Consider the following 25,451-nt stretch of genomic DNA (forward strand, 5'->3'; position numbering starts at 1 on the left):
ATGGCGTATAAATTGGTGTTTGATAATAATAGAAGCTATGAAACAGATAAATCGTATACCTTTGAAGTTGAATCGTTCGGCGACGTAACGGGACTTACATATACGATTACCTGTATGATTCCTTCTTCAGTTAATCATGGAGTTTTTCAATTTAAGAAAACTATTGTGGAAAATTCAACCACAACAGGTGTTATAAAATGGACATTATCCAGTGACGATTTCGGTCCATTTATAACAAATTCGTTCACGTGTTCCGCATGCTTTGGAATAGTTACACGTGATGTAAAAGGTGCGATCATCGAACCTAAATTGTCATATTTCACACTTAAAATGAATCCGAAAATATACCCAAAGATTTCGAACGTCAAAATGGAATTGACAGATGCATTTCAAGGCAAAAGCTTATCAAATGTTACAGAACATGTGATTTCGTTTGACGTTGCCGGAACATATGGGGCATCACAAAACATAACCGTAGAAGTTGACAGAAAAGTATATTCTAAAAGAATTGAGTCATCGTTATGTGGAGGTAATGAGACAGTTTCATTCGACCTTGGAACGCTAACGTCCTCACAGAATAATGGAGAATTGAAATCCATAAGTGTAAAGGCTGTTGATTCGCGAGGAAATACACATGAGGCCAATGAAACAGTTACGGTGTACAAATACGAGTATCCTATTCCGGCATCTGACTGCCACGTGGCATGGGGTGAGGGTGACGATATTGATAAACCATATTTGACTTTCGGATGTACCTTTCAGGAAAATGTAGCTGGCGTGGCAAATAGCATGGTGTCGATCAATGTATATTTGAATGATTTGACTACCGTGTTGGTTGACGTGTTTGGACACACATCACCGAACGTTATTCCAGGGACTTATGATATAGGGGAATCATATGTTTTCCGTGTCGAATTTACTGATAAGGTGGGGACGACAGTCGGTTATTACGATTTGATGCGGCAACTTGTGGTCATGGATACGTCCGCTGACGGAAACATGGTTAGCTTTTTTCAAGCAGCATCAAATTCAGCTAATGGTACGAAATTTGGTATATTTGCGGATAAAACACAGATCGGGGATAATGACAAAAGACATGTCATTTTAGATTCAGATGGCGTAAAATTTTATGCCAATACTGATACCGATTCGAGATTAGCTGCAAGTATTAGCGTTGGGTACAATGACGACGGTACCGCAAAAACACCTCTATTATCGGCGTATACTTTCGGAAAACGAAAAACAAACACCGTCGAAAGAAGTTTCTCTTTTGTTGAGGGAGATGGGAATGAAGCTAGCGGGTACGCATCTCATGCCGGAGGACAAGGGTCTATTGCTCATGGTATGCTTTCGTACGCCTTTGGTGATGGAGTTGTATCATATCAAAATGGTCATTTCGCAGTCGGAAGTTATAATGTAAGCGATAAAAATGACACAACCGGAGCTAAGAAAATATTTTCAGTTGGCAACGGCGCAAACAATGATACTCGAAGTGATGCTTTTGTAGTGAAGAATAGCGGTGATGTTGTTGTTCAAAAGGATTTGTCCGCAGCAACAGCGTCAATTAGTGGTGCCATAACTGCGAATACCGTATATACCGACAATTGGTTTCGATCAAAAGGATCTACTGGATGGTATAGTGAAGACCATGGCGGCGGTTGGTACATGATAGACGACCAGTGGATTCGAGCTTATAATAATAAAAATATTGTCACCGGCGGAATTATTCAGTCAGGGTTCGAATTTAGCGCGTGCAGAACTACTGATTGGAGATTCGGATGTGGAACCGGAACGGGGGATACAAATCAATTCGGATTTTATGATACAACAAATGGATTGCATTGTACGATTGTCAGTTCCGATCATTCATTCAGACTTAATGGCGAATATTGGTGCAATCGTGGCGGGGCTAGTTGGGCATTTGGAAGTATAACGGGAACAGGTGATGCACATCTATTCAGCTTTTATGATGTCAATACAAACCTAGTTCCATTATCGATAGCTGGTGCTACAGGAGATATATATGTTGGACAAAATAGGAGTGGTGCCAATGTTGGTATTGTAATCGGACCAATGGCTGCCGGAAATAGAGCATATCTCTATAGCAGCGCCGATTATCCCGGGGCTCTTTGGATCCAGACAAGGTATAACGGAAACTGGGTGTGGTATAGCTTGGCGCAAGCATGTTCTAAAGCGTTGTCTGATATTCGTTTGAAAACTGACATAAAAGAACCAGAAGTTGCTAACGCCATGGATGTGATAAACACTATGCAGCTCCACTCTTTTACAAGAAAAGATTCTCATGAAAAATATAGAATTGGTTTCATCGCCGATGAATTGGAGCAGATTGATCCCACGCTTACCGATGGCGGAGGAGAGGTTGACGGACATCCATACTACAAATCAGTAAATGAATTACAAGTGACTGCATACGTAGTAAAAGCATTGCAAGAATTAAACGAGGAATTAAATAAGGTCAAAATGGAACTTTCAAGTATAAGGAGGGCTAAATAAAGATGAAAAAAGTAGTTGCTAAAAAACCAGTAACAGTTGCTAAACCAACTCTTGTTGCGAGAAAAGAATTTGCAGATAATCTCATTAAACTTATTAATGATTCAGGTCTACCATTGGTTGTCATACAGCCAATCATGGACGACGTAGCCGAAAATGTTCGTAACACATTAACTCAGCAGTATCTGAATGAAAAAGCTACATATGAAAAAGCACTTGAAGAATCTAAAAAAGAGGCGGATGCTGAATCCGCAGAAAGCGAGGCGTAAATATGGATTTCACTAAAATTTTAACAGATCATTATGCAGTTGTGGTTGTGTTGGCTTGTCTTATTTTGGGATATTTGATCAAGCACACCACTTTCTTGAAAAAGATCCCGAACAATGATATTCCGGCGATCTTGGCTGTTGTCGGAGCAGTCCTCAATTGTGTGGTTAATGGACCGGGCATTGAGATGGTTGTCTATGGAGCATTTATGGGACTGGCTTCAACTGGTTTACACCAGGCATTTAAATCATTTATAGAAGGAAAATCCACCGAGGAGGATGCTGCCGATGGGGTTCACGATATCGAGTGATCAGCTGATTTGGTTTTGTACACTTGTTGCGGGGCTATGGGGCTTATGGAAAATCATAAAAGAGGTCCGAAAACCGAATCAGGATTTGAAAGATGTTGTCGCAAAGCATGAACGATTGTTAGCAAATGATGATCAACGCATGAAAGAGTTCGAGAACTCAAACCGGATGATTTTACAATGCTTGCTAGTGATTATTAATCATGATATTACCGGCAACGGAATTGATCGTATGAAAGAGGCTCGAGACGAGCTTCAGGATTATTTAATAAATAAATAGAAAGATGTGCCCGGGGTATTCAAATACGAGTGCTCCGGGTATTTTCTGCGATACAAACATCGCCTTTTTGTTTTCCGTATCCAGGTTACAGAAATATTCCTTATTATGAACCTCAGAATGGAGGTGTATTAAATGCAGGATAAAGTATTGTTATCTATATCTGAGGCTTCGGAACTTTTCGGGATTGGTCAACATCGATTACGAAAAATAGTCGTTGATGATTATAACTGCGTGTATCATTTGACTGTTGGGCGAGTCATTAAAATCAAGAGAAAGCCTTTTGAAGAGTTTATAAATAACGCTGAGCAGGTATAATATCGACAAAGTTTTCCGAGTGTGTTATTATATTTATGCATTCGGAGTCACTTATTGTTTAATAAGGAGGATTTCGATAATGGCAAACAAAACTATGAGTGAGAAACACAAGCCCGCAAGAAAATCTCTTCGGGTGAATGAGTATTACAATCCTAAAACAAAACGGTATGAATATCGGTATACAGATACTTTCGGAAAGAAGAGAGTGATTAGTTCATATCGTTTGGAGGCGATGGACCAAGTACCAAAAGGAAAGAGGGTGGGGAAGAGTTTAAGAGAAAAAGAGGCCGAGATACAATCGTTATTAGAGAACGATATTAATATAGATGGTTCTAAGTTGACTCTTATTGAGCTTCTGAATGAGTATCTCGAAACTCTATATAATAGAAAAGAACTGAGATATAATACAAAACGATCCTACGATCACGTAGTCAAATCATTAGAACAGCATAAACTTGGTCATATGGAGATTGGAAGCGTAAAGCCAGTTCATTGCGAAAAATGGCTAACCGATATGAAGAAAAAATATCGAGGATCAACCTTGCATATACAAATAACTCTAATAAAACGAGCGTTCGAGTATGCCGTTGATTATGACTATGTGGTTAAAAATCCTTTTAGACGAATTTATACAGATACAAGCGATAGCAAAGTAATGGGAGCACTGTCCATAGAAGATATGAATCGTTTTCTCGATTTTTGCAAAAACGATCCTCGCAGCGCACATTGTTACGAGATACTTTATATTTTGTTTTGGACTGGGCTCAGAGTATCCGAATTGTGTGGATTAACTTTAGATAATATAGACATGGAGAGGCACTTGATAAGAGTGGAGAAACAGCTTCAGTTCATTAATCGTGTACATGTGGTTTTAAACACTAAAACTACGAATGGGATACGTACTATTCCAATGACTGATGGTGTCTACGAATGTTTTAAAAAAGTGCTTGATAAGCGATATGTGAATGGTGGTATTGAGCCGGTTTGTTACGATCAAAATGGCAATGCTTACGATGGGTTTGTTTTTCTTGGTGCGAGGAAGCATAACACTATTGTTCGTTCATCCGTTTCAGAATATTTAGAAAATTGCATTAGACGATACAATGCTGCAAACCCAGACAAACCAATTCGTAAATTTGAAGCACATACGTGTAGGCACACTTTTGCGACTAACATGCAAGATTTGCCTCCGAAAACTTTACAATCTATTTTGGGACATAGTGATATTCGTATGACAATGAATCGTTATGTGAGTGCAAAAAACGAAGAACAGCAATTAATCGAGGTTAATGCGATTGCGAATAGCTTGGCGTAATGAGAGCTGTTTTACGAATTAAATACGAATTATCGGCAAAACGAGAAGTAATGAGAAGTAATAAAAAGTAATGAAAAGTAATTTCAAAACGATCAAATAATTGTACATATTGCATGAAAATATTGAGTTTTATGAAGAAAAAAGACCAAATGGACATTTTCGTGTATTATGTAACTTAGAGTATTTTGGAATAACTCTGTGAATGGAATGAAAACAGGCAACTCAGAAGGGAGAGATCTGAATGGGTGTTTTGATCCGTGGCGGTCGTGTGATCGACGCAGCGACAAATACCGATAAAGTGATGGATTTATACCTGGACGATGGTGTGATCCAGGAGATTGGCGAGAACTTGCAAAAAGCTGATGCAGGGGATCGGGTCATTGATGCGGATGGGCTGGTGGTAATGCCAGGTATAGTTGATCTTCATGTACATTTCCGGGATCCAGGCCAGGAGTATAAAGAAACGATTGAGACAGGATCCAGGGCTGCAGCCAGAGGCGGAGTGACTACTGTGGTGACAATGCCCAATACCACACCGGTGATCGATGAGCCGGATCGAGTAAGGTATGTACAAAATAAAGCTGCACAGCTTTCACAGATCCATGTGCTGCAGGCTGGAGCCATGACCAGAGGAGAACAGGGCAAAGAGCTTTCTGATATTAAAGGAATGGCAGATGCAGGAGTACCGGCTCTTTCCGAAGATGGTAAATCTGTAATGGATGCAAAGCTTTGCAAAGAAGCCATGACAATAGCAGCAAGATGTGACCTGCCGGTGCTGGATCACTGTGAAGATATTGACCTGCGTGGGAACGGGTGTATGAATGATGACGAGAATGCAAGAAGACTTCGGCTTCCAGGCATTAGCAATGCAGTAGAAGATGTGATCGCTGCAAGGGATATTATCTTGGCATGCGAGACAGGAGCCAGGCTGCATCTCTGCCACTGTTCCACCAAGGGGACAGCTTTTATGATGAAGGCACTGTCAGAGGCTGGGATCACCAATGTAACCGCAGAGGTGTGCCCTCATCATCTGATCCTGACATCTGATGATATTCCATCTGATGATTCTAATTATAAGATGAATCCACCCCTTCGCAAGAAGGAGGATGTGGAGGCTTTACGTGAAGGATTGAAGGAAGGATATATCCAGGCCATCAGTACAGATCATGCACCTCACAGCCAGGAGGATAAGAATGGATCTATGAGAAGTGCGGCATTTGGCATTGTAGGTTTGGAGACAAGTCTGCCACTGATTTATACACATCTTGTGGAAACAGGAGTGCTTACATTGGGCCAGCTTGTGGAAAAGATGTGCCTGAATCCGGCAAAAATCCTTGGTTTGGACTGTGGCACGATCCAGAAAGGACATCCTGCGGATGTGATCCTTGTGGATATAGAGCATCCTTATAAGATAGACAAAAATAAATTTGCTTCAAAAGGCAGGAATACACCTTTTGATGGATGGGAAGTAAAGGGCAGGGTTCTTTACACCCTGTGTGATGGAAAGATTATTTACCAGGAGGAAGATCATGATTGACAAGCTGATTACCAAAATCAAGAAAACAGGAGCACCAATTGTAGTAGGACTGGATCCTATGCTGAATTATATTCCGGAGCAGATCAAAAAAGATGCTTACCAGGAATTCGGAGAGACTTTGGAAGGGGCTGCAGAGGCAATCTGGCAGTATAATAAAGGAATCGTAGATGAGGTTTATGATCTGATCCCTGCAGTGAAGCCACAGATCGCTATGTATGAGCAGTTTGGTATTCCGGGACTTGTAGCATACAAAAGAACCATTGATTATTGCAAATCTAAAGGGCTTGTGGTGATCGGCGATATTAAAAGAGGAGATATCGGATCCACATCTACTGCCTATGCAGTAGGACATCTGGGCAAAGTACAGGTTGGAAGAAAGTCCTATGCAGGTTTTGACGAAGATTTTGCTACTGTAAATCCATATCTTGGAACAGATGGTGTAAAGCCTTTTGTGGATGTATGCAAGGAAGAGAAAAAAGGTATTTTTGTTCTTGTGAAAACATCCAATCCTTCCAGCGGAGAATTTCAGGACCGTCTCATTGATAAGCGCCCCTTGTACGAGTGGGTTGGCGAAAAGGTGGATCAGTGGGGCAAGGATGCTGTTGGTAAAGAGGGGTACAGCTATGTTGGAGCTGTCGTAGGAGCAACCTATCCGGAGATGGGCAAGGTTCTTAGGAAGCTGATGCCGAAAACTTTTATCCTGGTACCTGGATATGGTGCACAAGGCGGTAAAGGCAAGGATCTGGTTCACTTCTTTAACAAAGACGGACTTGGCGCTATTGTGAACTCTTCCAGAGGAATCATTGCTGCTTACAAGCAGGAGAAATATGCATCTTTTGGTGAAGAGGGATATGCACAGGCTTCCCGTCAGGCTGTGAAGGATATGATCCTGGATATTAGTACAGCACTTGAGGGAAGATAGGGGAAAGCATATGAGTAAAAAGACAAAAGAAATCTGTACAGTAGTCAGCCAGGAATGCATAGGCACAGATATATACAGCTTGTGGATCCAGACAGAAGAGATTGCTTCGGAAGCAGTACCAGGGCAGTTTGTATCCCTGTATTGTAAAGATCAGAGTAAGCTTCTGCCAAGACCGATCAGTCTGTGTCAGATCGACAGGGAAAAGGGCAGGCTAAGACTTGTTTACAGAGTAACAGGACAAGGTACTGGTACAGAAGAGTTTTCCAGATTACAGCCAGGAGATACCATTCCTGTACTTGGGCCTCTCGGTAATGGTTTTCCCCTTGGGGAAGCAAAAGGGAAAAAAGTTCTGCTTATGGGCGGTGGTATCGGGATCCCACCTATGCTTCAGACTGCAAAAGAGACAGAGGCAGATGTGACAGCTGTACTGGGATACAGGGATCAGCTGTTTCTTGATAAAGAGTTTCAAGATTATGGAAAGGTTTACGTGGCTACAGAGGATGGCTCTGCCGGTACCAAAGGAAATGTTCTGGATACTGTCAGAGAAGAGCAGCTTGCAGCAGATGTGATCTTTGCTTGTGGACCAAAGCCTATGCTTCGAGCTATTAAAGCGTACGCGCTGGAGCATCAGATTCCCTGCTGGATTTCCATGGAAGAACGTATGGCCTGTGGTGTAGGAGCATGTCTTGGCTGTGTATGCCAGTCTACAGAAGTGGATGACCATTCCCATGTGCATAATAAGCGGGTATGCAAAGATGGACCTGTATTTCTCAGTACGGAGGTAGAATTATGATCAATACAAAAGTGACTCTGGCTGGGGTGGAACTTAAAAATCCTGTAATGACTGCCTCCGGAACATTCGGATCCGGCAGTGAATACAGTGAGTTTGTGGATCTGAACAAGCTTGGGGCAGTGGTGACCAAGGGAGTGGCAAATGTGCCCTGGCCAGGGAATCCGGTGCCGAGGGTAACAGAGACTTGTGGCGGCATGCTGAATGCCATAGGCCTTCAGAATCCGGGAATTGATGTTTTCTGTGAGCGGGATATCCCATTCCTTAAGAATTATGATACAAAGATTATTGTAAATGTATGTGGCAGGTCTGTGGAAGATTACTGCCAAGTAGTGGAACGGCTGGCCAGTGAGCCGGTGGATATGTTGGAAATCAATGTTTCCTGCCCCAATGTGAAGGAAGGCGGCATTGCTTTCGGGCAGGATCCAAAGGCTTTGGAAGCTATTACAAAAGAAGTGAAGAAATATGCTGCCCAGCCTGTGATCATGAAGCTGAGTCCTAACGTAACAGATATTACGGTAATGGCAAAAGCGGCAGAAGCAGGGGGCGCAGATGTAATATCCCTGATCAATACACTGACAGGCATGAAGATCGATATTAACCGGCGTACATTTGCCCTGGCTAATAAGACCGGCGGTATGTCTGGCCCTGCAGTAAAGCCTGTGGCTGTACGTATGGTATATCAGGCAGCCCATGCAGTAAAGATCCCAGTGATCGGTATGGGAGGGATTGCCACAGCAGAGGATGCCATTGAGTTTCTGATGGCAGGTGCAACTGCCGTATCGGTAGGTACTGCTAATTTCTTTAACCCTTATGCTACGATCCAGATCGCAGAAGGGATACAGGCATTTATGGAAAAACAGAAGATCCATGATCTTGGTGAGATCATTGGATGTGTGGAATAATATGGAGGAATCAGATTGCTATGGAAAGATATAAACAGGAATTTATTGAATTTATGATTGATTGCAATGTGCTGAAATTCGGAGATTTTGTTACAAAATCAGGAAGAAAGACCCCTTTCTTTGTAAATACCGGATTTTATAGAACAGGCGCACAGCTTCGCAAGCTGGGAGAGTATTATGCAAAAGCCATCCATAACAAGTTCGGACTGGATTTTGATGTACTGTTCGGACCTGCTTATAAGGGGATTCCCCTTACAGTAGCAGCTACTATGGCTATTAGCGAAGAATACGGGAAGGATATCCGTTATTGTTCAAACCGTAAAGAGGTAAAGGATCATGGAGATAAAGGAATCCTTCTTGGCAGTCCGATCCAGGATGGGGACAAGGTGGTGATCATTGAGGATGTTACTACTGCAGGCACATCTATCCAGGAAACACTTCCTATTATCAAGGCACAGGGCGATGTAAATCCCATCGGTCTGGTTGTATCTGTAGACCGCATGGAACGTGGTCAGGGAACAAAAAGCGCTTTAAAGGAGATCCAGGAGAAATATGGACTTGAAACAACTGCCATTGTTACCATGGCAGAGGTGGTAGAGCATCTGTACAATAAAGAATATAAAGGAAAAGTGATCATTGATGATACATTGAAAGCTTCCATTGACGCATATTATCAGCAGTATGGCGCAGAATAAAAGGAGGTTTTGACCATGAATGAAAAAATATATAAGACTATGTCTGCTACAGGGGTTTCCAGTCTGATTCTTGGTATTATTACTGCAATAGCGGGGGTTGTTACCGGAGTTCTGATGATCATTAATGGCGCAAGGCTTCTGAAAAGAAAATCAGAAATCCTGCTGTAATACAAATTTCAGGCAGGACTTTTAGGCAGGGGATAATATTGAAAAATGAAACAAAGCGTATGATCAGACAAGGCGGGGTCATTTTATTTGGAGTATATGTGATCCTGCTGATATACTTCCTGTTCTTTTCTGAGTCTTACGGCAGAGTTGCAGACGCAGAACGGATATACCGGTATAATCTTATACCGTTTGTGGAAATTCGCAGATTCTGGGTTTATCGCAGGCAACTGGGTACTTTTGCATTGTTTACCAATATATTTGGAAATGTGATCGGTTTTATCCCTTATGGATTTATCCTTCCTGTGATCACAAACCGTATGAGAAGCGGTTTTCTTATTATTTTTTCGGGATTTTCCATAAGTCTGACAGTGGAACTGATCCAGCTGGTGACAAAAGTGGGCTGCTTTGATGTGGATGATCTTATTCTGAACACACTTGGATCAGCGGTAGGCTATGGGTGCTTCCTGATCTGCAATCATATCAGGAGAAAATACTATGGCAAGAAGATATAGATATTCATTTACAAAGAAAAAGGAAGCTGGAAAAGGGAAGGTCTCTGTTACTATGGCAGTGATCTCCCTGATCCTGTTTTGTGGGGCAGTGACTGCAGCTTTTCTTCTGGAAGGTCAGTATGGATTTGTAACTGGCGGAGTATGTTTATTTGCAGCACTTTTGTCTATTTATGGATTTATCATGGGACTGCTCAGCTTTTCAGAGGCTGGCAAAGGCCATAAGACAAGCATTATCGGATCCATCACAAACGGGATTATTATGATTCTCTGGCTTGGGATTTATCTGACAGGAGTATAATGATCAGTATGGATGACAGATTAAAAGAACAGATAGATTTTATTCTTGAGATTGATAAAATGAAGGAGATCCTGCGGCAGAATTATCTGGCAGACGGATCAGCAAGAGAGAATGACGCCGATCATTCCTGGCATCTGGCTATGATGGCGCTTATCCTCAGTGAATACTCCAATGAAAAAGTGGATGTGACACGAGTGGTGCCTATGGTTCTGACCCATGATCTGGTAGAGATCGATGCAGGAGATACTTATGCATATGATGAGGCTGGGGCTCTTACCAAGGAAAAAAGAGAAAAAGCAGCAGCTGACCGGATCTTCGGTATTCTTCCTAAGGAACAGGGCACATGGATGAGAGGGCTGTGGGATGAATTTGAAGCCTGCAATACACCGGAATCCAAATTTGCCCATGTGCTGGATAACAGTCTGCCTTTATTTTTAAATCATGCAGCCGGTGGGATCAGCTGGAAGGAACATAAAGTAAAAAGAAGCCAGATCTATAAAAGAAACCGTATTACAGGAGATGGATCAGCAAAGATCTGGGAATATATGCAGGAACTGATCCAGGAGAATATTAATAAAGGAAATATCATAGACGATAGGAGTTAAAAGTTGGACGAGTGGATGATAGAAAGATATGAGTTGGCCAAAATGAGAGTTTCTCAGATACCGGGAGAACAGGCTGTGGCACAGCCATATCTGGATTTTTTTCAGAAGGCAGCAGATTTTCTTATAAAGACCATACAGATCATGGATGATAAAGGAGATGGCCTTTCTTTTGAAGCATTAAAAGAAAGAAACCAGATGCTATATCAGGATATTTCAGGTGATAATTATAATGTAAGCTATGGAAACCCGTCCTATGCAAAGAAAATGCTGGGAGAATATGGCAGGGATTTCACTTTTCTTTATGGAGAATTAAGAGGAGCTATTGTTTATGCCCATGAGAAGGATCTTTGGGAGATGACAGTGGCTCTGGAATTATTCCTGGAAGTATATTCCGCTTTTGACCAGGAAGAAATACCGGAAGAAAAAGTGGTTCGAAGGATTTTGTATTCCTATGTAAATGATTACTGCCAGGATATGATGGAGCACCATGTACGCAGTTCCCTGGATCCGGAAATGGATTTTGCAGTAAAGATCATCATGGAAGCAGACCTTTCAGATTTGTCTTATCTTTACAGATTCGGAGAATATATTTCCGAAAACGAGCTGGGCAGTGCCAGATTTTTGAATACCCTTCCTCAGGAAGAGATCGATGCAATGGCAAGAACTTATACAGAAGGATACAGGATCGGTTTTATTAATGGAAGAAAAGATATTACCAAAAAGAAAACCGTAAATATCCGGTACAATCTTGGATTTGAAAGAATGGTACGTTCTGCAATTTTACAGTTCCGCAAGATGGGGTTGGAGCCTGTGATCTATCGTCACACGCCTCATGTTGCCTGTAAAAGAGGCAGCAGCCGGATCGGATATACCGGCGGGGTCATTAATCCTCAGTATGATTATGATCACAGACAGGATTATGCGCTGTTTCTTGATGGGGAGTACCTTCAGAAAAGGCTGCGGGCACTCCAGAATGCATATGAACAGTATAAGGATCTGGCAGCAGTGCACGGAGGTCCAGCAGTGATCGAGACCTTTGGAGAAGCACCTTTTTCACCGGAAAGCAAGCCGGAAGCATGGAGTCTTAGTGAGGCACAGCATAAGCTGGATCTGGAATTGACCAATGAGTCCGGGCAGATCGTAAACCGCTATATCCACGGAGACGAACGCAGCTTTACGATCATTGCCTATCCGGTACCAGAGATCGGTACTGATTATTCTGACATTTTCAGAGAGATTGTAAAGATCAATACTCTGGACTATCAGGCTTACCAGAAGGTGCAGCAGAAGATCATAGACACTCTGGATACCTGTGAGTGGGTGGAGATTAAGGGGAAGGGAGACAATGAGACAGATCTCCTGATCCATCTTCATAAACTGACAGATCCAAAAACACAGACCAACTTTGAAAATTGTGTGGCTGATGTGAATATTCCTGTAGGTGAAGTATTTACTTCTCCTGTGCTTGCAGGAACCGGTGGGATCCTTCATGTGACTAAGGTTTATCTGAATGGACTGCAGTTCCGTGATCTGAAGCTGGTCTTTGATTGTGGCCAGGTGATCGATTATACCTGCAGTAATTTTGAGAATGAAGAAGACAACAGAAAATATATAGAGGACAACATCCTGTTTCATCATCCGAAGCTTGCTATGGGTGAGTTTGCTATTGGTACTAATACCACTGCTTACGTAGCTGCCAGAAAATACGGGATTGAGGACAAGCTTCCTATTCTGATCGCAGAGAAAATGGGACCTCATTTTGCAGTGGGGGATACCTGTTATAGCTGGGCAGAGGATACACCGGTGTATAATCCGGATGGAAAAGAGATTATAGCAAGGGATAATGAAATTTCAGAAATGCGTAAAGATGATGTATCACTGGCATATTATGGTTGTCACACAGATATTACCATCCCTTATGAGGAACTGGGCAGTATCCGGGTGATCCAGGATGATGGTGATATGGTTTCCATTATTGAAGACGGCCGTTTTGTTCTGGAAGGAACAGAAATGCTGAATGAGCCATTTTGCTGACAAATACAAAGAATCCCTTTTCCTGGTTGACAGAAAAAGGGATTCTTAGTAGAATTTACGGTTAGAAAGGCTGAGAGGAGAAGAACATGTCAAAAGTAGGAATTGTAATGGGTAGTGATTCAGATATGCCTGTCATGAAAAAGGCAGCTGATATTCTGGAAAAACTGGGAATTGATTATGAGATGAGGATCATTTCCGCACACAGAGAACCGGATGTGTTTTTTGATTATGCAAAATCCGCAGAGGAGAAAGGGTTTAAGGTCATTATTGCAGGAGCAGGAATGGCAGCCCATCTTCCGGGAATGTGTGCTGCAATATTCCCTATGCCGGTCATTGGTATTCCGATGCATACCACATCTCTTGGAGGCAGGGATTCCCTGTACTCTATCGTACAGATGCCTTCCGGCATCCCGGTGGCTACTGTTGCCATTAACGGCGGCGCAAATGCGGGCCTTCTGGCTGCGAAGATCCTTGCTACGTCAGATCCGCAGCTTTTAGACAAACTGAAAGCATACAGCCAGGAGTTAAAGAGTCAGGTAGAAGCAAAGGACGCAAGACTTCAGGAAGTAGGATGTAAAGAATATTAATCTGGGAGGAAGAGAAAAATGGATTACAAGAACGCAGGAGTAGATATTGAGGCAGGGTACAAGTCTGTAGAACTGATGAAACAGCATATTGCAAAGACCATGCGCCCGGAAGTGCTTGGAGGAATCGGCGGTTTTTCAGGTGCCTTTTCCATGAGTGCTTTCAAGGATATGGAGGAGCCTACTCTGGTATCAGGTACAGACGGCGTAGGTACCAAGTTAAAACTGGCATTTATTATGGACCAGCATGATACTGTTGGTATTGACTGTGTTGCTATGTGTGTAAATGATATTGCCTGTGCAGGCGGGGAGCCTCTGTTCTTCCTGGATTATATTGCCTGCGGCAAGAACTATCCGGAAAAGATCGCGCAGATCGTGAAAGGTGTTGCAGATGGCTGCCAGCAGTCAAATGCTGCTCTTATCGGCGGTGAGACTGCAGAAATGCCTGGATTTTATCCTGTAGATGAATATGACCTTGCAGGTTTTGCTGTGGGTGTTGTAGATAAAAAAGACCTGATCACAGGAGAAGCCTTAAATGCAGGAGATGTACTGATCGGTATGGCATCCTCAGGCGTTCACAGCAATGGTTTTTCACTTGTGCGAAAAGTATTTGACATGACTAAAGAATCTCTGGATACCTATTATGATGAGCTTGGCACTACTCTTGGAAAGGCTTTGATCGCTCCTACCAAGATCTACGTAAAAGCATTAAAGAGTATTAAGAATGCTGGCGTCCGTGTACATGCATGCAGCCATATCACAGGCGGCGGTTTTTATGAGAATGTTCCCCGTATGCTGAAAGAGGGTACACGTGCAGTGATCAAAAAAGACAGCTATCCTGTACCGCCGATCTTTGGCCTTCTTGCTCGTACAGGCGGTATTGAAGAGAAGATGATGTATAATACATATAATATGGGACTTGGCATGGTTGTGGCTGTAGCTCCGGAAGATGTGGATAAGACGGTAGCCGCTATCAAAGAAGCGGGAGAACAGCCATATGTAGTAGGCCATATTGAAGCCGGCGAAAAAGGAGTAACATTATGCTGAAGGTAGGCGTTCTGGTATCCGGAGGCGGCACCAACCTTCAGGCGATCCTGGATGCTCAGGATGCAGGGAAGATCACCAATGCCCAGGTGGCACTGGTGGTCAGCAACAATGCAGGGGCATATGCATTGAAGCGTGCCCAGGATCACCAGATCCCTGCAGTATGCATTTCCCCAAAAGATTATGATACAAGAGAGGACTTTCACCAGGCGCTCCTTAGAACGCTTCAGGAAGCTGAGATCGATCTTGTGGTTCTGGCAGGATTCCTTGTGGCCATTCCATCTTCTATTGTGGAAGCATTCCCTAACAGAATCATCAACATCCATCCGTCTTTGATCCCTTCTTTCTGTGGTGTTGGCTATTACGGCCTTCATGTGCATGAAGAAGCTTTGAAAAGAGGGGTAAAGGTTACAGGCGCTACAGTTCATTTTGTAGATACAGGTACCGATACCGGCCCGATCATCCTGCAGAAAGCAGTGGATATTGAACCGGACGATACACCGAAGACACTTCAGCGAAGAGTTATGGAGCGGGCTGAATGGAAGCTTCTTCCAAAGGCCATCCAGCTGATCGCAAATGGCAGGGTCACAGTGGAGAACGGAATTGTAACCATCAGTGAATAATAAGCAGACATAAGAAGCAGTGTCCCAAAGGGACAACAGGAGGATACAATGAAGGTATTAATCGTTGGAAGCGGCGGAAGAGAGCATGCCATTGCCAGGAGCGTGGCAAAAAGTCCAAAGGTAGATAAGATTTACTGTGCGCCAGGAAATGCAGGGATCGCAGAGCTGGCAGAGTGTGTTTCCATCGGAGCTATGGAATTTGAAAAACTGGCTGATTTTGCACAGGAGAATCAGATCGGTCTGACAATTGTTGGAATGGATGATCCGCTGGTTGGCGGTATCGTGGATGTTTTTGAAAAAAGAGGACTGGCAGTGTTCGGACCAAGGAAGAATGCTGCGATCCTGGAAGGTTCAAAGGCTTTTTCAAAGGATCTGATGAAAAAATATCATATTCCTACAGCTGCATATGAGAATTTTGATGATCCGAAGAAAGCATTGGATTATTTGAAAACGCAGGCAAAATTCCCTATTGTACTGAAAGCAGACGGACTGGCACTTGGAAAGGGTGTACTGATCTGCCAGGATCTGACAGAAGCTGAGGCCGGTGTGCGTGAGATCATGGAAGATAAGAAATTTGGCAATGCAGGCAATACCATGGTGATCGAAGAGTTTATGACAGGCCGTGAGGTATCTGTTTTGTCCTTTGTGGATGGCAAGACTATTAAGACTATGACTTCTGCACAGGACCACAAGAGAGCCTGTGACGGGGATCAGGGACTGAATACAGGCGGCATGGGCACTTTTTCACCAAGTCCGTTTTACACAGATGAAGTAGATGCATTCTGCAGAAAATATATTTATCAGGCAACTGTAGATGCCATGGCAAAAGAAGGCCGGGAATTTAAAGGCATTATTTTCTTTGGCCTTATGCTTACAGAGGATGGGCCAAAGGTACTGGAATATAATGCCAGATTCGGAGATCCGGAAGCCCAGGTGGTACTGCCCAGAATGAAAAATGATATCATTGAGGTGATGGAAGCCTGCATTAATGGTACTCTTGATCAGGTAGATCTGCAGTTTGAAGACAATGCAGCAGTATGTGTGGTTCTGGCAAGTGAGGGCTATCCTGTAAAATACGAAAAAGGAATTCCAATCCAGGGCTTTGAGAATTTTAAGGACAAAGACGGATACTACTGTTTCCATGCAGGTACAGCCTTTAAAGATGGACAGATCGTAACCAACGGAGGCCGTGTGCTGGGCATCACAGCAAAAGGAAAAGACCTGAAGGAAGCCAGAAAGAATGCTTATGAAGCGACAGAATGGATTCAGTTTGCTAACAAGTATATGCGTCATGACATTGGAAAGGCCATTGACGAGGCATAAAGGAGCGAATGGGGATGTATTGTACTAAGAAAGTTACAGAAGATTTATACTGGGTAGGTGCCAGCGACAGAAGACTGGCCTTGTTTGAAAATATGTATCCGATCCCAAGAGGGGTTTCTTATAATTCTTATGTGCTTCTGGATGAGAAGACTGTACTTCTGGATACAGTGGACAGATCTGTAAGCGGACAGTTCCTGGAGAATCTGGAGCATGTGCTGGCAGGGCGCAGCCTGGACTATCTGATTGTGAATCATATGGAACCAGATCACTGTGCACTGATTGCTGATATTGTACTTCGTTATCCGGAAGTGAAGATCGTAGGAAATACAAAGACCTTTGGTATGATCCGCCAGTTCTTTGATCTTAATGTAGACAGCCGTGCTGTTATGATCAAAGAGGGAGATACCTTAAGCACAGGAAAGCATACCTTGTTTTTTGCTATGATCCCTATGGTTCACTGGCCGGAGGCAATGGTTACATATGACGCATACGACAAAGTACTGTTCAGTGCAGATGCATTTGGTACCTTCGGAGCTTTAAATGGTAATATTTTTGCTGATGAGGTAGACTTTGAAAACCAGTGGCTGGAGGATGCAAGACGATATCTGACTAATATTGTGGGAAAATACGGTGCACAGGTGCAGGCTGCATTAAAGAAAGCTCTTACCCTGGATATCCAGATGATCTGTCCGCTTCATGGCCCGGTCTGGAGAGAAAATCTTGGCTGGTTTATTGACAAATACCAGAAGTGGAGCACATATACACCAGAGGATCATAATGTGCTGGTTCTTTATGGCTCTATCTACGGAAATACAGAGAATGCAGCTGCTGTCCTTGCCGGTAAGCTGGCTGATGCAGGGGAGAAGAATATTGCAATGTATGATGTTTCTGTTACAGATCCTTCTTATCTGCTGTCTGAAGCATTTCGTTGTGACAGGATCATATTTGCATGCCCTACCTACAATGGAGGTATATTCCCTAAGATGGAGACACTTCTTCATGAACTGAAAGCTCACAATTTCCAGAATCGTAAGGTGGCTGTGTTTGATAATGGTACATGGGCTGCCACAGCCGGGAAGCAGATTCGTGAGATGCTGTCCCAGATGAAGAATATGGAGATCATGGAGCCATGTCTCTCTGTGAAGTCTGCATTAAAAGCAGACCAGCTGGAAGAGATGGATAAGATTGTAGAATTTATGGTAAGATAAGCAGTGTGCAAATCACTGCCGGAAAGGATAAGAAATGGGAAACAAAGCAGATGCAGTGAAAGAACTGCAGAATAGGGACGTTGTATTTGTAGCTTATTCACAGGCTACAAAGCTTCCATATGTTACCTGTGATGAGGAAAGCTTTAATGACCAGGCATGGGTATTTTCCACAGAAGAAGGCATTAAAGAATTTGGAAAGAAAAAACTGGAAGATAAAATCCTTCTGATGGGAATGAAGTACGAAAAAAAGGATTTCCCCAGATTTTACGGAACATTGTATGCCATAGGTGTTAATACTGTGATCTGGGCAGATGGGGAGGACCGTACAGAGGTAGACCTGACGGATATTGCAAAACAGGCAGATTTAAGCAAGCTGGAGCCTGCCAAAAGGCCTTTGTTTAATTCTACCCTTCAGCTGTCAGGAATTTATTTTATGCAGGAGCTTCGCCGTCCTGTGAAAAAGGAAGAACGGAAGAATATGCGCGAACTGGAAGAAGAGTTGATCGCAAACCTTCTGAAATCTGACTTCCTGATCGCTATGGACAAGGATCCGGAGGATCCTCATAAGGTAAATATCCCATTCCTGAAGAATAAAGAAGGGGATGTGCTTCAGCCTGCATTCTCTGATATTATGGAGTTTGAGAAATTTGCCAAGGGCAAAAAGCTGCGTGCAGCCAGAGTGCCTTTTGCAAAGCTGCCGGATGTGCTGATTCCACAGGCAAAGGCAATGGTAGTAAATCCAATGGGAATTAACCTGATCCTTGATAAGGAACAGCTGAATAAGATCCTGAAACGGTAAAGAAAGCTTACCTGTGAAAAGGGGTGCTGCCAAATGCAGCATCTCTTTTTTAGTCTTTTCAAATGCCGGGATTTGTGCTAGTATAGATATAACAGTAACACAGGAGGCAGAAGCAGTGATCATAGAGATTAATTTTAACAGTGATGAAGCTATATATATGCAGCTGACTAATCAGATCATTATGGGGATTGCTACATCAAGACTGAAGGATGGAGATGCACTTCCATCTGTGCGGCAGCTTGCAGATACCATCGGGATCAATATGCATACAGTGAACAAAGCATATGCATTGCTGCGCCAGGAAGGCTTTGTATCCATTGACAGGAGAAGAGGGGCAGTGATCTGTGTAGATGCAGATAAAGTGAAAGCACTGGAAGAAATGAAAGAAAAGCTTACCGTTGCACTGGCCAGGGGAAGCTGCAAAAATGTAACAAGACAAGAAGTGCATCAGCTGATTGATGAGATTTTTGACGAATATATATAAGTTCAGGAGGACATTTATGGATAACAGATTTACCAGACAGGCAGAAAATGCCCTCGCACTGGCGGAGGATGTGGTTAAGGATCTTAATCACGGATATATAGGGACAGAGCATATCCTTTTAGGACTTCTGGCAGAGAAGGAAGGTGCTGCAGGGAAAGTTCTGGAGGAATTCCATGTAGAGCCAAAGAAGCTGCTGGATCTGATACAGAAGTTGATTGCACCTCCTGCTGAAAGCAGAAATGTGCAGATTAGGGAAAAGCATTACAGTCCACGTGCAGAAAGAGTGATCCAGGAGGCACTGGATTTGGCAGAGGAGATGCAGGAAGGACCGGCAGGTACTGAGCACCTTCTACTTGCACTGCTCAGGGAGACGGACTGTGTGGCCACCAGACTTCTTTATACCCTTGGGATCAACATCCAGAAGCTGTACAGTGCAGTGCTTACAGCTATGGGATATGAAGGAGATCTTCAAAATGACAATTTGGGATCAGGCAAGGCCGGTTCCATTGGTAATGGATCAGCCACACCTGTCCTTGACAAGTACAGCAGGGATCTGACAGAGCTTGCGGCAGAAGGCAGGCTGGATCCTGTGATTGGACGGGATAAGGAGATCGGCCGTCTGATCCAGATCTTAAGCAGAAGGACTAAGAATAATCCATGTCTGGTAGGTGAACCAGGAGTAGGTAAGACCGCCATTGCAGAGGGGCTTGCACAAAGGATCGTTCTGGGGATGGTGCCGGATACAGTGAAGGACAAACGGGTGGTTGTACTGGATCTTTCCGGCATGGTTGCAGGAAGCAAATACAGAGGTGAGTTTGAAGAAAGAATCCGGGGTGTTGTAGATGAGGTACGGGAGCACCAGGGAATCCTGTTGTTTATTGACGAGCTTCATACCATTATCGGAGCAGGGGGAGCAGAAGGTGCCCTGGACGCATCCAATATCCTAAAGCCTTCTCTTTCAAGAGGAGAGATCCAGATCATCGGAGCAACAACTCTGGAAGAATATAGAAAATATATTGAGAAGGATGCGGCTCTTGAAAGAAGATTCCAGCCAGTGACTGTAGAAGAGCCTACAGAAGAAGAAACTTTTGAGATCTTAAAAGGCCTGAGACCTTATTATGAACGACACCATAAGGTGAAGATACAGGATGATGCACTTAAGGCAGCAGTTGAAATGTCCATCCGGTATATATCGGATCGTTTTCTGCCGGACAAAGCCATTGATGTGATCGATGAAGCAGCTTCAAAGGTTCAGCTGCAGGGGTTTCAGACTGCTCCTGAGCTGGAAGAAATGCAAAGGCAGATACAGGAATTGATCCAGGAGAAGGAAGATGCAGTAAAGGCCGGCGATCTTGGGAAGGCGGGAGAGATCCAGAAAAAGCAGAAGGAGCTGGAAGCTTCTTTTGAAAAACGAAAGGAAAAAGCACAAAAGGCAGCCAGAAGAAAACAACTGTTGGTTGATGAAAAGACGGTGGCGGATATTGTATCCCAGTGGACGAAGATTCCTGTGCAGAAGCTGACAGAAGGGGAAAGTAAACGTCTTGCACGCCTGGAAAAGGAACTCCATAAGAGGGTGATTGGACAGGAGGAAGCTGTGGCGGCAGTATCCCAGGCAGTAAAAAGAGGACGTGTAGGACTGAAAGATCCTAATCGCCCTATTGGTTCTTTTCTGTTCCTTGGACCTACCGGGGTTGGTAAGACAGAATTGTCCAAAGCACTGGCAGAGGCTGTATTTGGCAGTGAGCAGGCCATGATCCGGGTAGATATGTCTGAATATATGGAGAAGCACAGCGTATCTAAATTGATCGGCTCCCCGCCAGGATATGTAGGATATGAAGAGGGTGGACAGCTTTCCGAAAAGGTTCGGAGGAATCCATACAGTGTGCTCTTGTTTGACGAGATTGAGAAGGCACATCCGGATGTATTCAACATTCTTCTTCAGGTGTTGGATGACGGACATATTACAGATGCCCATGGCAGGCGTGTGGACTTTAAACAGACGATTATTATTATGACTTCCAATGCAGGTGCACAGGCTATTGTTGAACCAAAGCGATTAGGCTTTATCTCAGACGAGGATGGAAAAAAGGATTATGAACGGATGAAAGCCGGAGTTATGGAAGAGGTACGTAAGATCTTTAAACCGGAGTTTCTTAACAGGATCGATGAGATCATGGTATTCCATACTCTGAAGAAGGAAGATATTCAGAAGATCGTTTCCATTCTTCTGAAAAAACTGGAAAAAAGGTGCCAGGAGCAGATGAATATTACCCTTCGGGTAGCTGCTTCTGTAAAAGACTATCTTGCAGAATCAGGATTTGACAGTAAGTATGGGGCAAGGCCTCTTCGCCGGGCGATCCAGACAAAGATTGAGGATCTGCTGGCCAATGAGGTGCTGGAAGGCAGGATTCATCAGGGGGATCTGATTTCCGTACAGATGAAAAACAAACAGGTTCATTTTACAGTGAAAAAAGGATAATATTTCACTTAAGAGACTGGTCAAAAAAGAGGATTTATTATATAATCAGAGCATCGCCGGAGAAGTATTTTTATCACCGGCTGGATCAACAAAAGAGTCTTAGGGAGGACATAAAGTCATGGCAGTAGTAAAAGAACTGATCCGCACAGAGGACAATGGCACTATCAGTTTTGGAGATTATGAACTGAGCCAGAAGTCAAAATTATCAGATTATCAGCATCAGGGCGACATGTATAAAGTAAAGACATTTAAAGAGATCACAAAGCTTGAGAGAAATGGCATGTTTGTTTATGAGTCAGTACCAGGCACAGCAGTGTTTGACTTGAAGCAGGATGGCAGTATCATGAGCTTTACTGTAGAAGGTGCAGAAGACGCACAGATCACAGTAGAGATGGAAGCTGAGACCAGATATGAGGTTTTTATTAATGATGCCAGTACAGGTGTTGTTGAGACCAATCTTGGCGGCAAGCTTTCTTTCAGTGTAGAGCTTGGCAATGCAGCAAAAGTGGCTGTAAAGATTGTAAAAAGATAATCAGAGACAGGTTCAGATCAGGCAAGCTGATTGGTAACCAGAAGAATAAGTAAGTTGAATTAAAGAATTTAATTAAAAGAATGAAGAATAAAAAGATTGTATTTTTTTGTCAGGAATGCGGATATGAGTCTGCAAAATGGATGGGGCAGTGTCCTGGGTGCAAGGCCTGGAATACCTTTGTAGAGGAGCCAGTATCCACAGTCAGGAAAAGTACCGGAGTAACAGCCGGCAGACTGACAGGCAGGGCAGAGCCAATGCTTCTGAAGGATATCCGGCTGGACGAAGACGAAAGAAAAACAACCGAGATAGGGGAATTAGACAGAGTGCTTGGCGGTGGTATTGTGCCAGGCTCTCTGGTTCTTGTGGGTGGAGATCCGGGTATCGGAAAGTCCACCCTTCTTTTACAGGTGTGCAGGAATCTTTCTCAGGATGGTAATTCTGTCCTGTATATATCAGGAGAAGAGTCCTTAGGACAGATTCGTCTGAGGGCCAATCGGATCGGTACCTTTAATGACAAAATGCAGCTTCTGTGTGAGACGAATCTGGATACCGTCCGTCAGGTGATGGAAAGGCTGAAGCCTGAGGTGGCCATCATTGACTCGATACAGACTATGTTTTCGGAGGAGGTTGGCTCTGCCCCAGGCAGTGTTTCCCAGGTAAGAGAGTCTACCAATGTGCTGATGCAGATCGCTAAGGGGCTTGGGATCACGATTTTTATTGTAGGTCATGTAACAAAAGAAGGAAATGTGGCAGGACCCCGTGTGCTGGAGCATATGGTAGATACAGTCCTTTATTTTGAAGGGGACAGACATGCTTCTTATCGTATCCTTCGGGCAGTGAAGAACAGATTCGGTTCTACCAATGAAATCGGTGTTTTTGAAATGAAAGAATCAGGACTTCAGGAAGTGGCCAATCCATCCGAATATCTTCTGGATGGCCGGCCTGAGAATGCTTCCGGGTGTGTAGTGGCCTGCTCCATGGAAGGGACAAGACCGATCCTTGTAGAGATCCAGGCACTTGTATGCCAAAGCAATTTCGGGATTCCCAGAAGGACTGCAGTAGGGACGGATTTTAACAGGGTAAACCTTTTAATGGCAGTTCTTGAGAAGAAGGTTGGCCTGCATCTGGCTTCCAGTGATGCCTATGTGAATATTGCAGGCGGAATGAAGATGACAGAACCGGCCATTGACCTGGGGATCTGCCTTGCCATTGTTTCCAGCGTGAAGGATATTGTAATTCCTGACGGTCTGATGGCTTTTGGAGAGATCGGGCTTTCTGGAGAGGTACGTGCAGTGAGTATGGCAGGCCAAAGGGTAAAAGAAGCGAAAAAGCTGGGGTTTGACACAGTGATCCTGCCGGAAGTGTGCAAAACCTCTGTGGAGAAGCCAGAAGGGATTCAACTGGTGTTTGTAAAAAGGATCCAGGACGCCATCACTTATATTATGAAAAAATAAAAGAAATCAAGGGAATATTGAAAATTTAGGAAATCCATCTGAAGAGCAGTATCTTTGGATGGATTTTTTATATCTGCTGGGAGTCAATCCCCCAGCTGATATAGACGGCTATTTCGTTGCAGGATCTTGCAGAACGGCAGTTATTTATGAATGCGTCCTATCTGAGTCGGCTTTTTAAAGCTACTACAGGAGAGACTTTTTCTAAATATTTACTTACAATGCGTTTGAAGGAAGCAGCCGAATTGCTTAAAAATAGCGGCTTACGCATCAGCGAGATTGGCGAGTATGTTGGATTTAGGACGATAAGCGGGAATCCTCGGCAATTCAATTACCGAGATGAAAGCGTAGAATTGTGCATATCTGCACATTGAAATAATATAATAATCCCTTTACCCTTTGATATTAATGCCGTAACCGGCATACAACTAGTCGAAAATATGTTTGGCTTTTATTGTATGTTTCCAGGTGTTATGTTATACTATATGTATGAAAGAAAATCTAATACATTATAGAACTTGTGTATGTAATATTAACTACCATATGGTATAGTCAGTGAAATACCGGCGGAAGATATTAACACCAGATATAAATCAGGGTGGAGTGTAAAGCTCCATCTGCATAGCTGTCTGAAGGAGGGGAGAGGAATGCTGCTGTCACATAAAACATCCATAAAGATCAGTCAGGAATATTCCAATATCATAGGACATATGTGTTATGCAGCATCCAAACTCTGGAATATCTGCAACTATGAACGCCATCATTATAAAGAACTGGGACTGGAAAAGTATCCTGACTGGTATTATCAGAAAAAAGCACATAAAGGAGATCTGTGGTACAGACAGCTACCGTCACAGACAGCGCAGGAGACCTGCAAGCAGCTGGACAAGGCATGGAAATCTTTTTATGTCCTGAAAAAGACCGGAGGGATCAAAGATCCAAATCCGCCACGTTTTAAACAGGACAATATACCGGTCACATACATGCAGATGGGGATCCGGCATGAGAAAGGCTCAGACCAGCTGCGGCTGTCCCTGCCAAAGGATCTGAAAAGCTATATGGAAGAAACCTACGGAATCCATGAAAAATTTCTATATCTTGAAAATAAGATTTTCAGGGACATGGATCAGATAAAACAGCTGCGGATTTATCCGCCGGAAAATGGAAAATGTGACCTTATTGTTATCTATGAGATTGAAGAGCCGGAACAGCTTTCCCAGAATGGACATTATTTATCGATTGATCTTGGACTTCATAATCTGATGACCTGTTATGATTCTGGAAATGGCAGGACTTTTATCCTTGGAAGAAAATATCTTTCCCTGGAAAGATACTTTCATAAAGAAATCGCCAGAGTGCAGTCTGTATGGTATGCGCAGCAATCGGAAAAAGGGATAAAATATCCAAGATCATCGAAACATATCCAGAGACTTTACAGGAAAAAGCAGAATACAGTGAAGGAT

28 protein-coding genes are annotated in these 25,451 nt (G+C 43.4%); all 28 read left to right on the plus strand.

Annotated elements, in window-relative coordinates; genetic code table 11:
• The gene (gene pilV, locus G5B11_RS00975; protein ID WP_173726541.1) at positions 1–2,514 is read left to right on the plus strand and encodes a shufflon system plasmid conjugative transfer pilus tip adhesin PilV; all 2,514 of its coding nucleotides are present in this window, start codon (positions 1–3) and stop codon (positions 2,512–2,514) included.
• Positions 2,515–2,516: 2 nt separating this feature from the next.
• A complete protein-coding gene (locus G5B11_RS00980) occupies positions 2,517–2,780 on the plus strand; it encodes a hypothetical protein (protein ID WP_173726542.1) in 264 nt (87 codons plus the stop codon).
• A gap of 2 nt (positions 2,781–2,782) precedes the next feature.
• Complete coding sequence (locus G5B11_RS00985) at positions 2,783–3,088, plus strand: phage holin family protein (RefSeq protein ID WP_173726543.1); 306 nt, start codon at positions 2,783–2,785, stop codon at positions 3,086–3,088.
• Positions 3,066–3,365 carry a hypothetical protein gene (locus G5B11_RS00990; protein ID WP_173726544.1) on the plus strand — a complete coding sequence of 100 codons (300 nt, stop codon included), beginning with the start codon at positions 3,066–3,068 and terminating at the stop codon, positions 3,363–3,365. The genes G5B11_RS00985 and G5B11_RS00990 overlap by 23 nt, the downstream gene beginning before the upstream one ends.
• A 132-nt stretch (positions 3,366–3,497) precedes the next feature.
• Positions 3,498–3,680: an excisionase gene (locus G5B11_RS00995; RefSeq protein ID WP_173726545.1), complete on the plus strand. Its 183-nt coding sequence runs from the start codon at positions 3,498–3,500 to the stop codon at positions 3,678–3,680.
• Positions 3,681–3,759: 79 nt separating this feature from the next.
• Entirely contained in the window at positions 3,760–4,995 is a 1,236-nt protein-coding gene (locus G5B11_RS01000; protein ID WP_173726546.1) for a tyrosine-type recombinase/integrase, read from the plus strand.
• A gap of 241 nt (positions 4,996–5,236) precedes the next feature.
• Positions 5,237–6,532, plus strand: coding sequence for a dihydroorotase (locus G5B11_RS01005; RefSeq protein WP_158420666.1), 1,296 nt, complete (start codon positions 5,237–5,239; stop codon positions 6,530–6,532).
• Positions 6,525–7,454, plus strand: a complete 930-nt coding sequence (pyrF, locus tag G5B11_RS01010; protein WP_158420667.1) for an orotidine-5'-phosphate decarboxylase — start codon at positions 6,525–6,527, stop codon at positions 7,452–7,454. The genes G5B11_RS01005 and pyrF overlap by 8 nt, the downstream gene beginning before the upstream one ends.
• A gap of 10 nt (positions 7,455–7,464) precedes the next feature.
• A complete protein-coding gene (locus G5B11_RS01015; RefSeq protein WP_173726547.1) occupies positions 7,465–8,247 on the plus strand; it encodes a dihydroorotate dehydrogenase electron transfer subunit in 783 nt (260 codons plus the stop codon).
• Complete coding sequence (locus G5B11_RS01020; RefSeq protein WP_173726548.1) at positions 8,244–9,149, plus strand: dihydroorotate dehydrogenase; 906 nt, start codon at positions 8,244–8,246, stop codon at positions 9,147–9,149. The genes G5B11_RS01015 and G5B11_RS01020 overlap by 4 nt, the downstream gene beginning before the upstream one ends.
• Before the next feature lie 20 nt (positions 9,150–9,169).
• Complete coding sequence (pyrE, locus tag G5B11_RS01025; RefSeq protein WP_173726549.1) at positions 9,170–9,844, plus strand: orotate phosphoribosyltransferase; 675 nt, start codon at positions 9,170–9,172, stop codon at positions 9,842–9,844.
• Between the two features lie 15 nt (positions 9,845–9,859).
• A complete protein-coding gene (locus G5B11_RS01030) occupies positions 9,860–10,012 on the plus strand; it encodes a hypothetical protein (RefSeq protein WP_173726550.1) in 153 nt (50 codons plus the stop codon).
• Positions 10,013–10,050: 38 nt separating this feature from the next.
• On the plus strand, positions 10,051–10,524 hold the full coding sequence (locus G5B11_RS01035) for a VanZ family protein (RefSeq protein WP_173726551.1): 474 nt from the start codon (positions 10,051–10,053) through the stop codon (positions 10,522–10,524).
• Complete coding sequence (locus G5B11_RS01040; protein WP_158420672.1) at positions 10,508–10,822, plus strand: hypothetical protein; 315 nt, start codon at positions 10,508–10,510, stop codon at positions 10,820–10,822. The genes G5B11_RS01035 and G5B11_RS01040 overlap by 17 nt, the downstream gene beginning before the upstream one ends.
• Positions 10,822–11,427, plus strand: a complete 606-nt coding sequence (locus G5B11_RS01045) for an HD domain-containing protein (RefSeq protein WP_158420673.1) — start codon at positions 10,822–10,824, stop codon at positions 11,425–11,427. The genes G5B11_RS01040 and G5B11_RS01045 overlap by 1 nt, the downstream gene beginning before the upstream one ends.
• Positions 11,428–11,442: 15 nt before the next feature.
• Entirely contained in the window at positions 11,443–13,461 is a 2,019-nt protein-coding gene (locus tag G5B11_RS01050; RefSeq protein WP_173726572.1) for an aminopeptidase, read from the plus strand.
• Between the two features lie 86 nt (positions 13,462–13,547).
• Complete coding sequence (gene purE, locus G5B11_RS01055; RefSeq protein ID WP_173726552.1) at positions 13,548–14,048, plus strand: 5-(carboxyamino)imidazole ribonucleotide mutase; 501 nt, start codon at positions 13,548–13,550, stop codon at positions 14,046–14,048.
• An 18-nt stretch (positions 14,049–14,066) separates the two neighbouring features.
• Positions 14,067–15,092 carry a phosphoribosylformylglycinamidine cyclo-ligase gene (purM, locus tag G5B11_RS01060; protein ID WP_173726553.1) on the plus strand — a complete coding sequence of 342 codons (1,026 nt, stop codon included), beginning with the start codon at positions 14,067–14,069 and terminating at the stop codon, positions 15,090–15,092.
• A complete protein-coding gene (purN, locus tag G5B11_RS01065; protein WP_173726554.1) occupies positions 15,086–15,712 on the plus strand; it encodes a phosphoribosylglycinamide formyltransferase in 627 nt (208 codons plus the stop codon). Before purM ends, purN begins: the two co-directional genes overlap by 7 nt.
• A 48-nt stretch (positions 15,713–15,760) precedes the next feature.
• Positions 15,761–17,035, plus strand: a complete 1,275-nt coding sequence (gene purD / locus G5B11_RS01070; protein WP_173726555.1) for a phosphoribosylamine--glycine ligase — start codon at positions 15,761–15,763, stop codon at positions 17,033–17,035.
• 14 nt (positions 17,036–17,049) lie between these two features.
• Complete coding sequence (locus G5B11_RS01075; protein WP_173726556.1) at positions 17,050–18,243, plus strand: FprA family A-type flavoprotein; 1,194 nt, start codon at positions 17,050–17,052, stop codon at positions 18,241–18,243.
• Positions 18,244–18,277: 34 nt separating this feature from the next.
• Positions 18,278–19,042 carry an SseB family protein gene (locus G5B11_RS01080; RefSeq protein ID WP_173726557.1) on the plus strand — a complete coding sequence of 255 codons (765 nt, stop codon included), beginning with the start codon at positions 18,278–18,280 and terminating at the stop codon, positions 19,040–19,042.
• A 115-nt stretch (positions 19,043–19,157) separates the two neighbouring features.
• Complete coding sequence (locus tag G5B11_RS01085; protein ID WP_158420680.1) at positions 19,158–19,526, plus strand: GntR family transcriptional regulator; 369 nt, start codon at positions 19,158–19,160, stop codon at positions 19,524–19,526.
• A gap of 16 nt (positions 19,527–19,542) precedes the next feature.
• Positions 19,543–22,005 (plus strand): ATP-dependent Clp protease ATP-binding subunit, encoded by a 2,463-nt coding sequence (locus tag G5B11_RS01090; protein WP_173726558.1) that lies wholly within the window; start codon positions 19,543–19,545, stop codon positions 22,003–22,005.
• A 118-nt stretch (positions 22,006–22,123) separates the two neighbouring features.
• The gene (locus G5B11_RS01095; protein ID WP_173726559.1) at positions 22,124–22,537 is read left to right on the plus strand and encodes an endosialidase; all 414 of its coding nucleotides are present in this window, start codon (positions 22,124–22,126) and stop codon (positions 22,535–22,537) included.
• Between the two features lie 80 nt (positions 22,538–22,617).
• The gene (gene radA, locus G5B11_RS01100) at positions 22,618–23,991 is read left to right on the plus strand and encodes a DNA repair protein RadA (protein WP_173726560.1); all 1,374 of its coding nucleotides are present in this window, start codon (positions 22,618–22,620) and stop codon (positions 23,989–23,991) included.
• Positions 23,992–24,107: 116 nt separating this feature from the next.
• Entirely contained in the window at positions 24,108–24,362 is a 255-nt protein-coding gene (locus tag G5B11_RS19710; protein WP_173726561.1) for a helix-turn-helix transcriptional regulator, read from the plus strand.
• Positions 24,363–24,635: 273 nt separating this feature from the next.
• A partial coding sequence (locus G5B11_RS01110; RefSeq protein ID WP_173726562.1) for an RNA-guided endonuclease InsQ/TnpB family protein occupies positions 24,636–25,451 on the plus strand: 816 nt, incomplete at its 3' end.

Source organism: Blautia glucerasea (assembly GCF_013304385.1).
Lineage (GTDB): Bacteria > Bacillota > Clostridia > Lachnospirales > Lachnospiraceae > Blautia_A > Blautia_A ammoniilytica.

Excerpts from the sequence above, each read along its gene's own strand:
- pilV (WP_173726541.1), top strand. The coding sequence starts at position 1 with ATGGCGTATAAATTGGTGTTTGATAATAATAGAAGCTATGAAACAGAT.
- G5B11_RS00980 (WP_173726542.1), top strand. The coding sequence starts at position 2,517 with ATGAAAAAAGTAGTTGCTAAAAAACCAGTAACAGTTGCTAAACCAACT.
- G5B11_RS00985 (WP_173726543.1), top strand. The coding sequence starts at position 2,783 with ATGGATTTCACTAAAATTTTAACAGATCATTATGCAGTTGTGGTTGTG.
- G5B11_RS00990 (WP_173726544.1), top strand. The coding sequence starts at position 3,066 with ATGGGGTTCACGATATCGAGTGATCAGCTGATTTGGTTTTGTACACTT.
- G5B11_RS00995 (WP_173726545.1), top strand. The coding sequence starts at position 3,498 with ATGCAGGATAAAGTATTGTTATCTATATCTGAGGCTTCGGAACTTTTC.
- G5B11_RS01000 (WP_173726546.1), top strand. The coding sequence starts at position 3,760 with ATGGCAAACAAAACTATGAGTGAGAAACACAAGCCCGCAAGAAAATCT.
- G5B11_RS01005 (WP_158420666.1), top strand. The coding sequence starts at position 5,237 with ATGGGTGTTTTGATCCGTGGCGGTCGTGTGATCGACGCAGCGACAAAT.
- pyrF (WP_158420667.1), top strand. The coding sequence starts at position 6,525 with ATGATTGACAAGCTGATTACCAAAATCAAGAAAACAGGAGCACCAATT.
- G5B11_RS01015 (WP_173726547.1), top strand. The coding sequence starts at position 7,465 with ATGAGTAAAAAGACAAAAGAAATCTGTACAGTAGTCAGCCAGGAATGC.
- G5B11_RS01020 (WP_173726548.1), top strand. The coding sequence starts at position 8,244 with ATGATCAATACAAAAGTGACTCTGGCTGGGGTGGAACTTAAAAATCCT.
- pyrE (WP_173726549.1), top strand. The coding sequence starts at position 9,170 with ATGGAAAGATATAAACAGGAATTTATTGAATTTATGATTGATTGCAAT.
- G5B11_RS01030 (WP_173726550.1), top strand. The coding sequence starts at position 9,860 with ATGAATGAAAAAATATATAAGACTATGTCTGCTACAGGGGTTTCCAGT.
- G5B11_RS01040 (WP_158420672.1), top strand. The coding sequence starts at position 10,508 with ATGGCAAGAAGATATAGATATTCATTTACAAAGAAAAAGGAAGCTGGA.
- G5B11_RS01045 (WP_158420673.1), top strand. The coding sequence starts at position 10,822 with ATGATCAGTATGGATGACAGATTAAAAGAACAGATAGATTTTATTCTT.
- G5B11_RS01050 (WP_173726572.1), top strand. The coding sequence starts at position 11,443 with ATGATAGAAAGATATGAGTTGGCCAAAATGAGAGTTTCTCAGATACCG.
- purE (WP_173726552.1), top strand. The coding sequence starts at position 13,548 with ATGTCAAAAGTAGGAATTGTAATGGGTAGTGATTCAGATATGCCTGTC.
- purM (WP_173726553.1), top strand. The coding sequence starts at position 14,067 with ATGGATTACAAGAACGCAGGAGTAGATATTGAGGCAGGGTACAAGTCT.
- purN (WP_173726554.1), top strand. The coding sequence starts at position 15,086 with ATGCTGAAGGTAGGCGTTCTGGTATCCGGAGGCGGCACCAACCTTCAG.
- purD (WP_173726555.1), top strand. The coding sequence starts at position 15,761 with ATGAAGGTATTAATCGTTGGAAGCGGCGGAAGAGAGCATGCCATTGCC.
- G5B11_RS01075 (WP_173726556.1), top strand. The coding sequence starts at position 17,050 with ATGTATTGTACTAAGAAAGTTACAGAAGATTTATACTGGGTAGGTGCC.
- G5B11_RS01080 (WP_173726557.1), top strand. The coding sequence starts at position 18,278 with ATGGGAAACAAAGCAGATGCAGTGAAAGAACTGCAGAATAGGGACGTT.
- G5B11_RS01090 (WP_173726558.1), top strand. The coding sequence starts at position 19,543 with ATGGATAACAGATTTACCAGACAGGCAGAAAATGCCCTCGCACTGGCG.
- G5B11_RS01095 (WP_173726559.1), top strand. The coding sequence starts at position 22,124 with ATGGCAGTAGTAAAAGAACTGATCCGCACAGAGGACAATGGCACTATC.
- radA (WP_173726560.1), top strand. The coding sequence starts at position 22,618 with ATGAAGAATAAAAAGATTGTATTTTTTTGTCAGGAATGCGGATATGAG.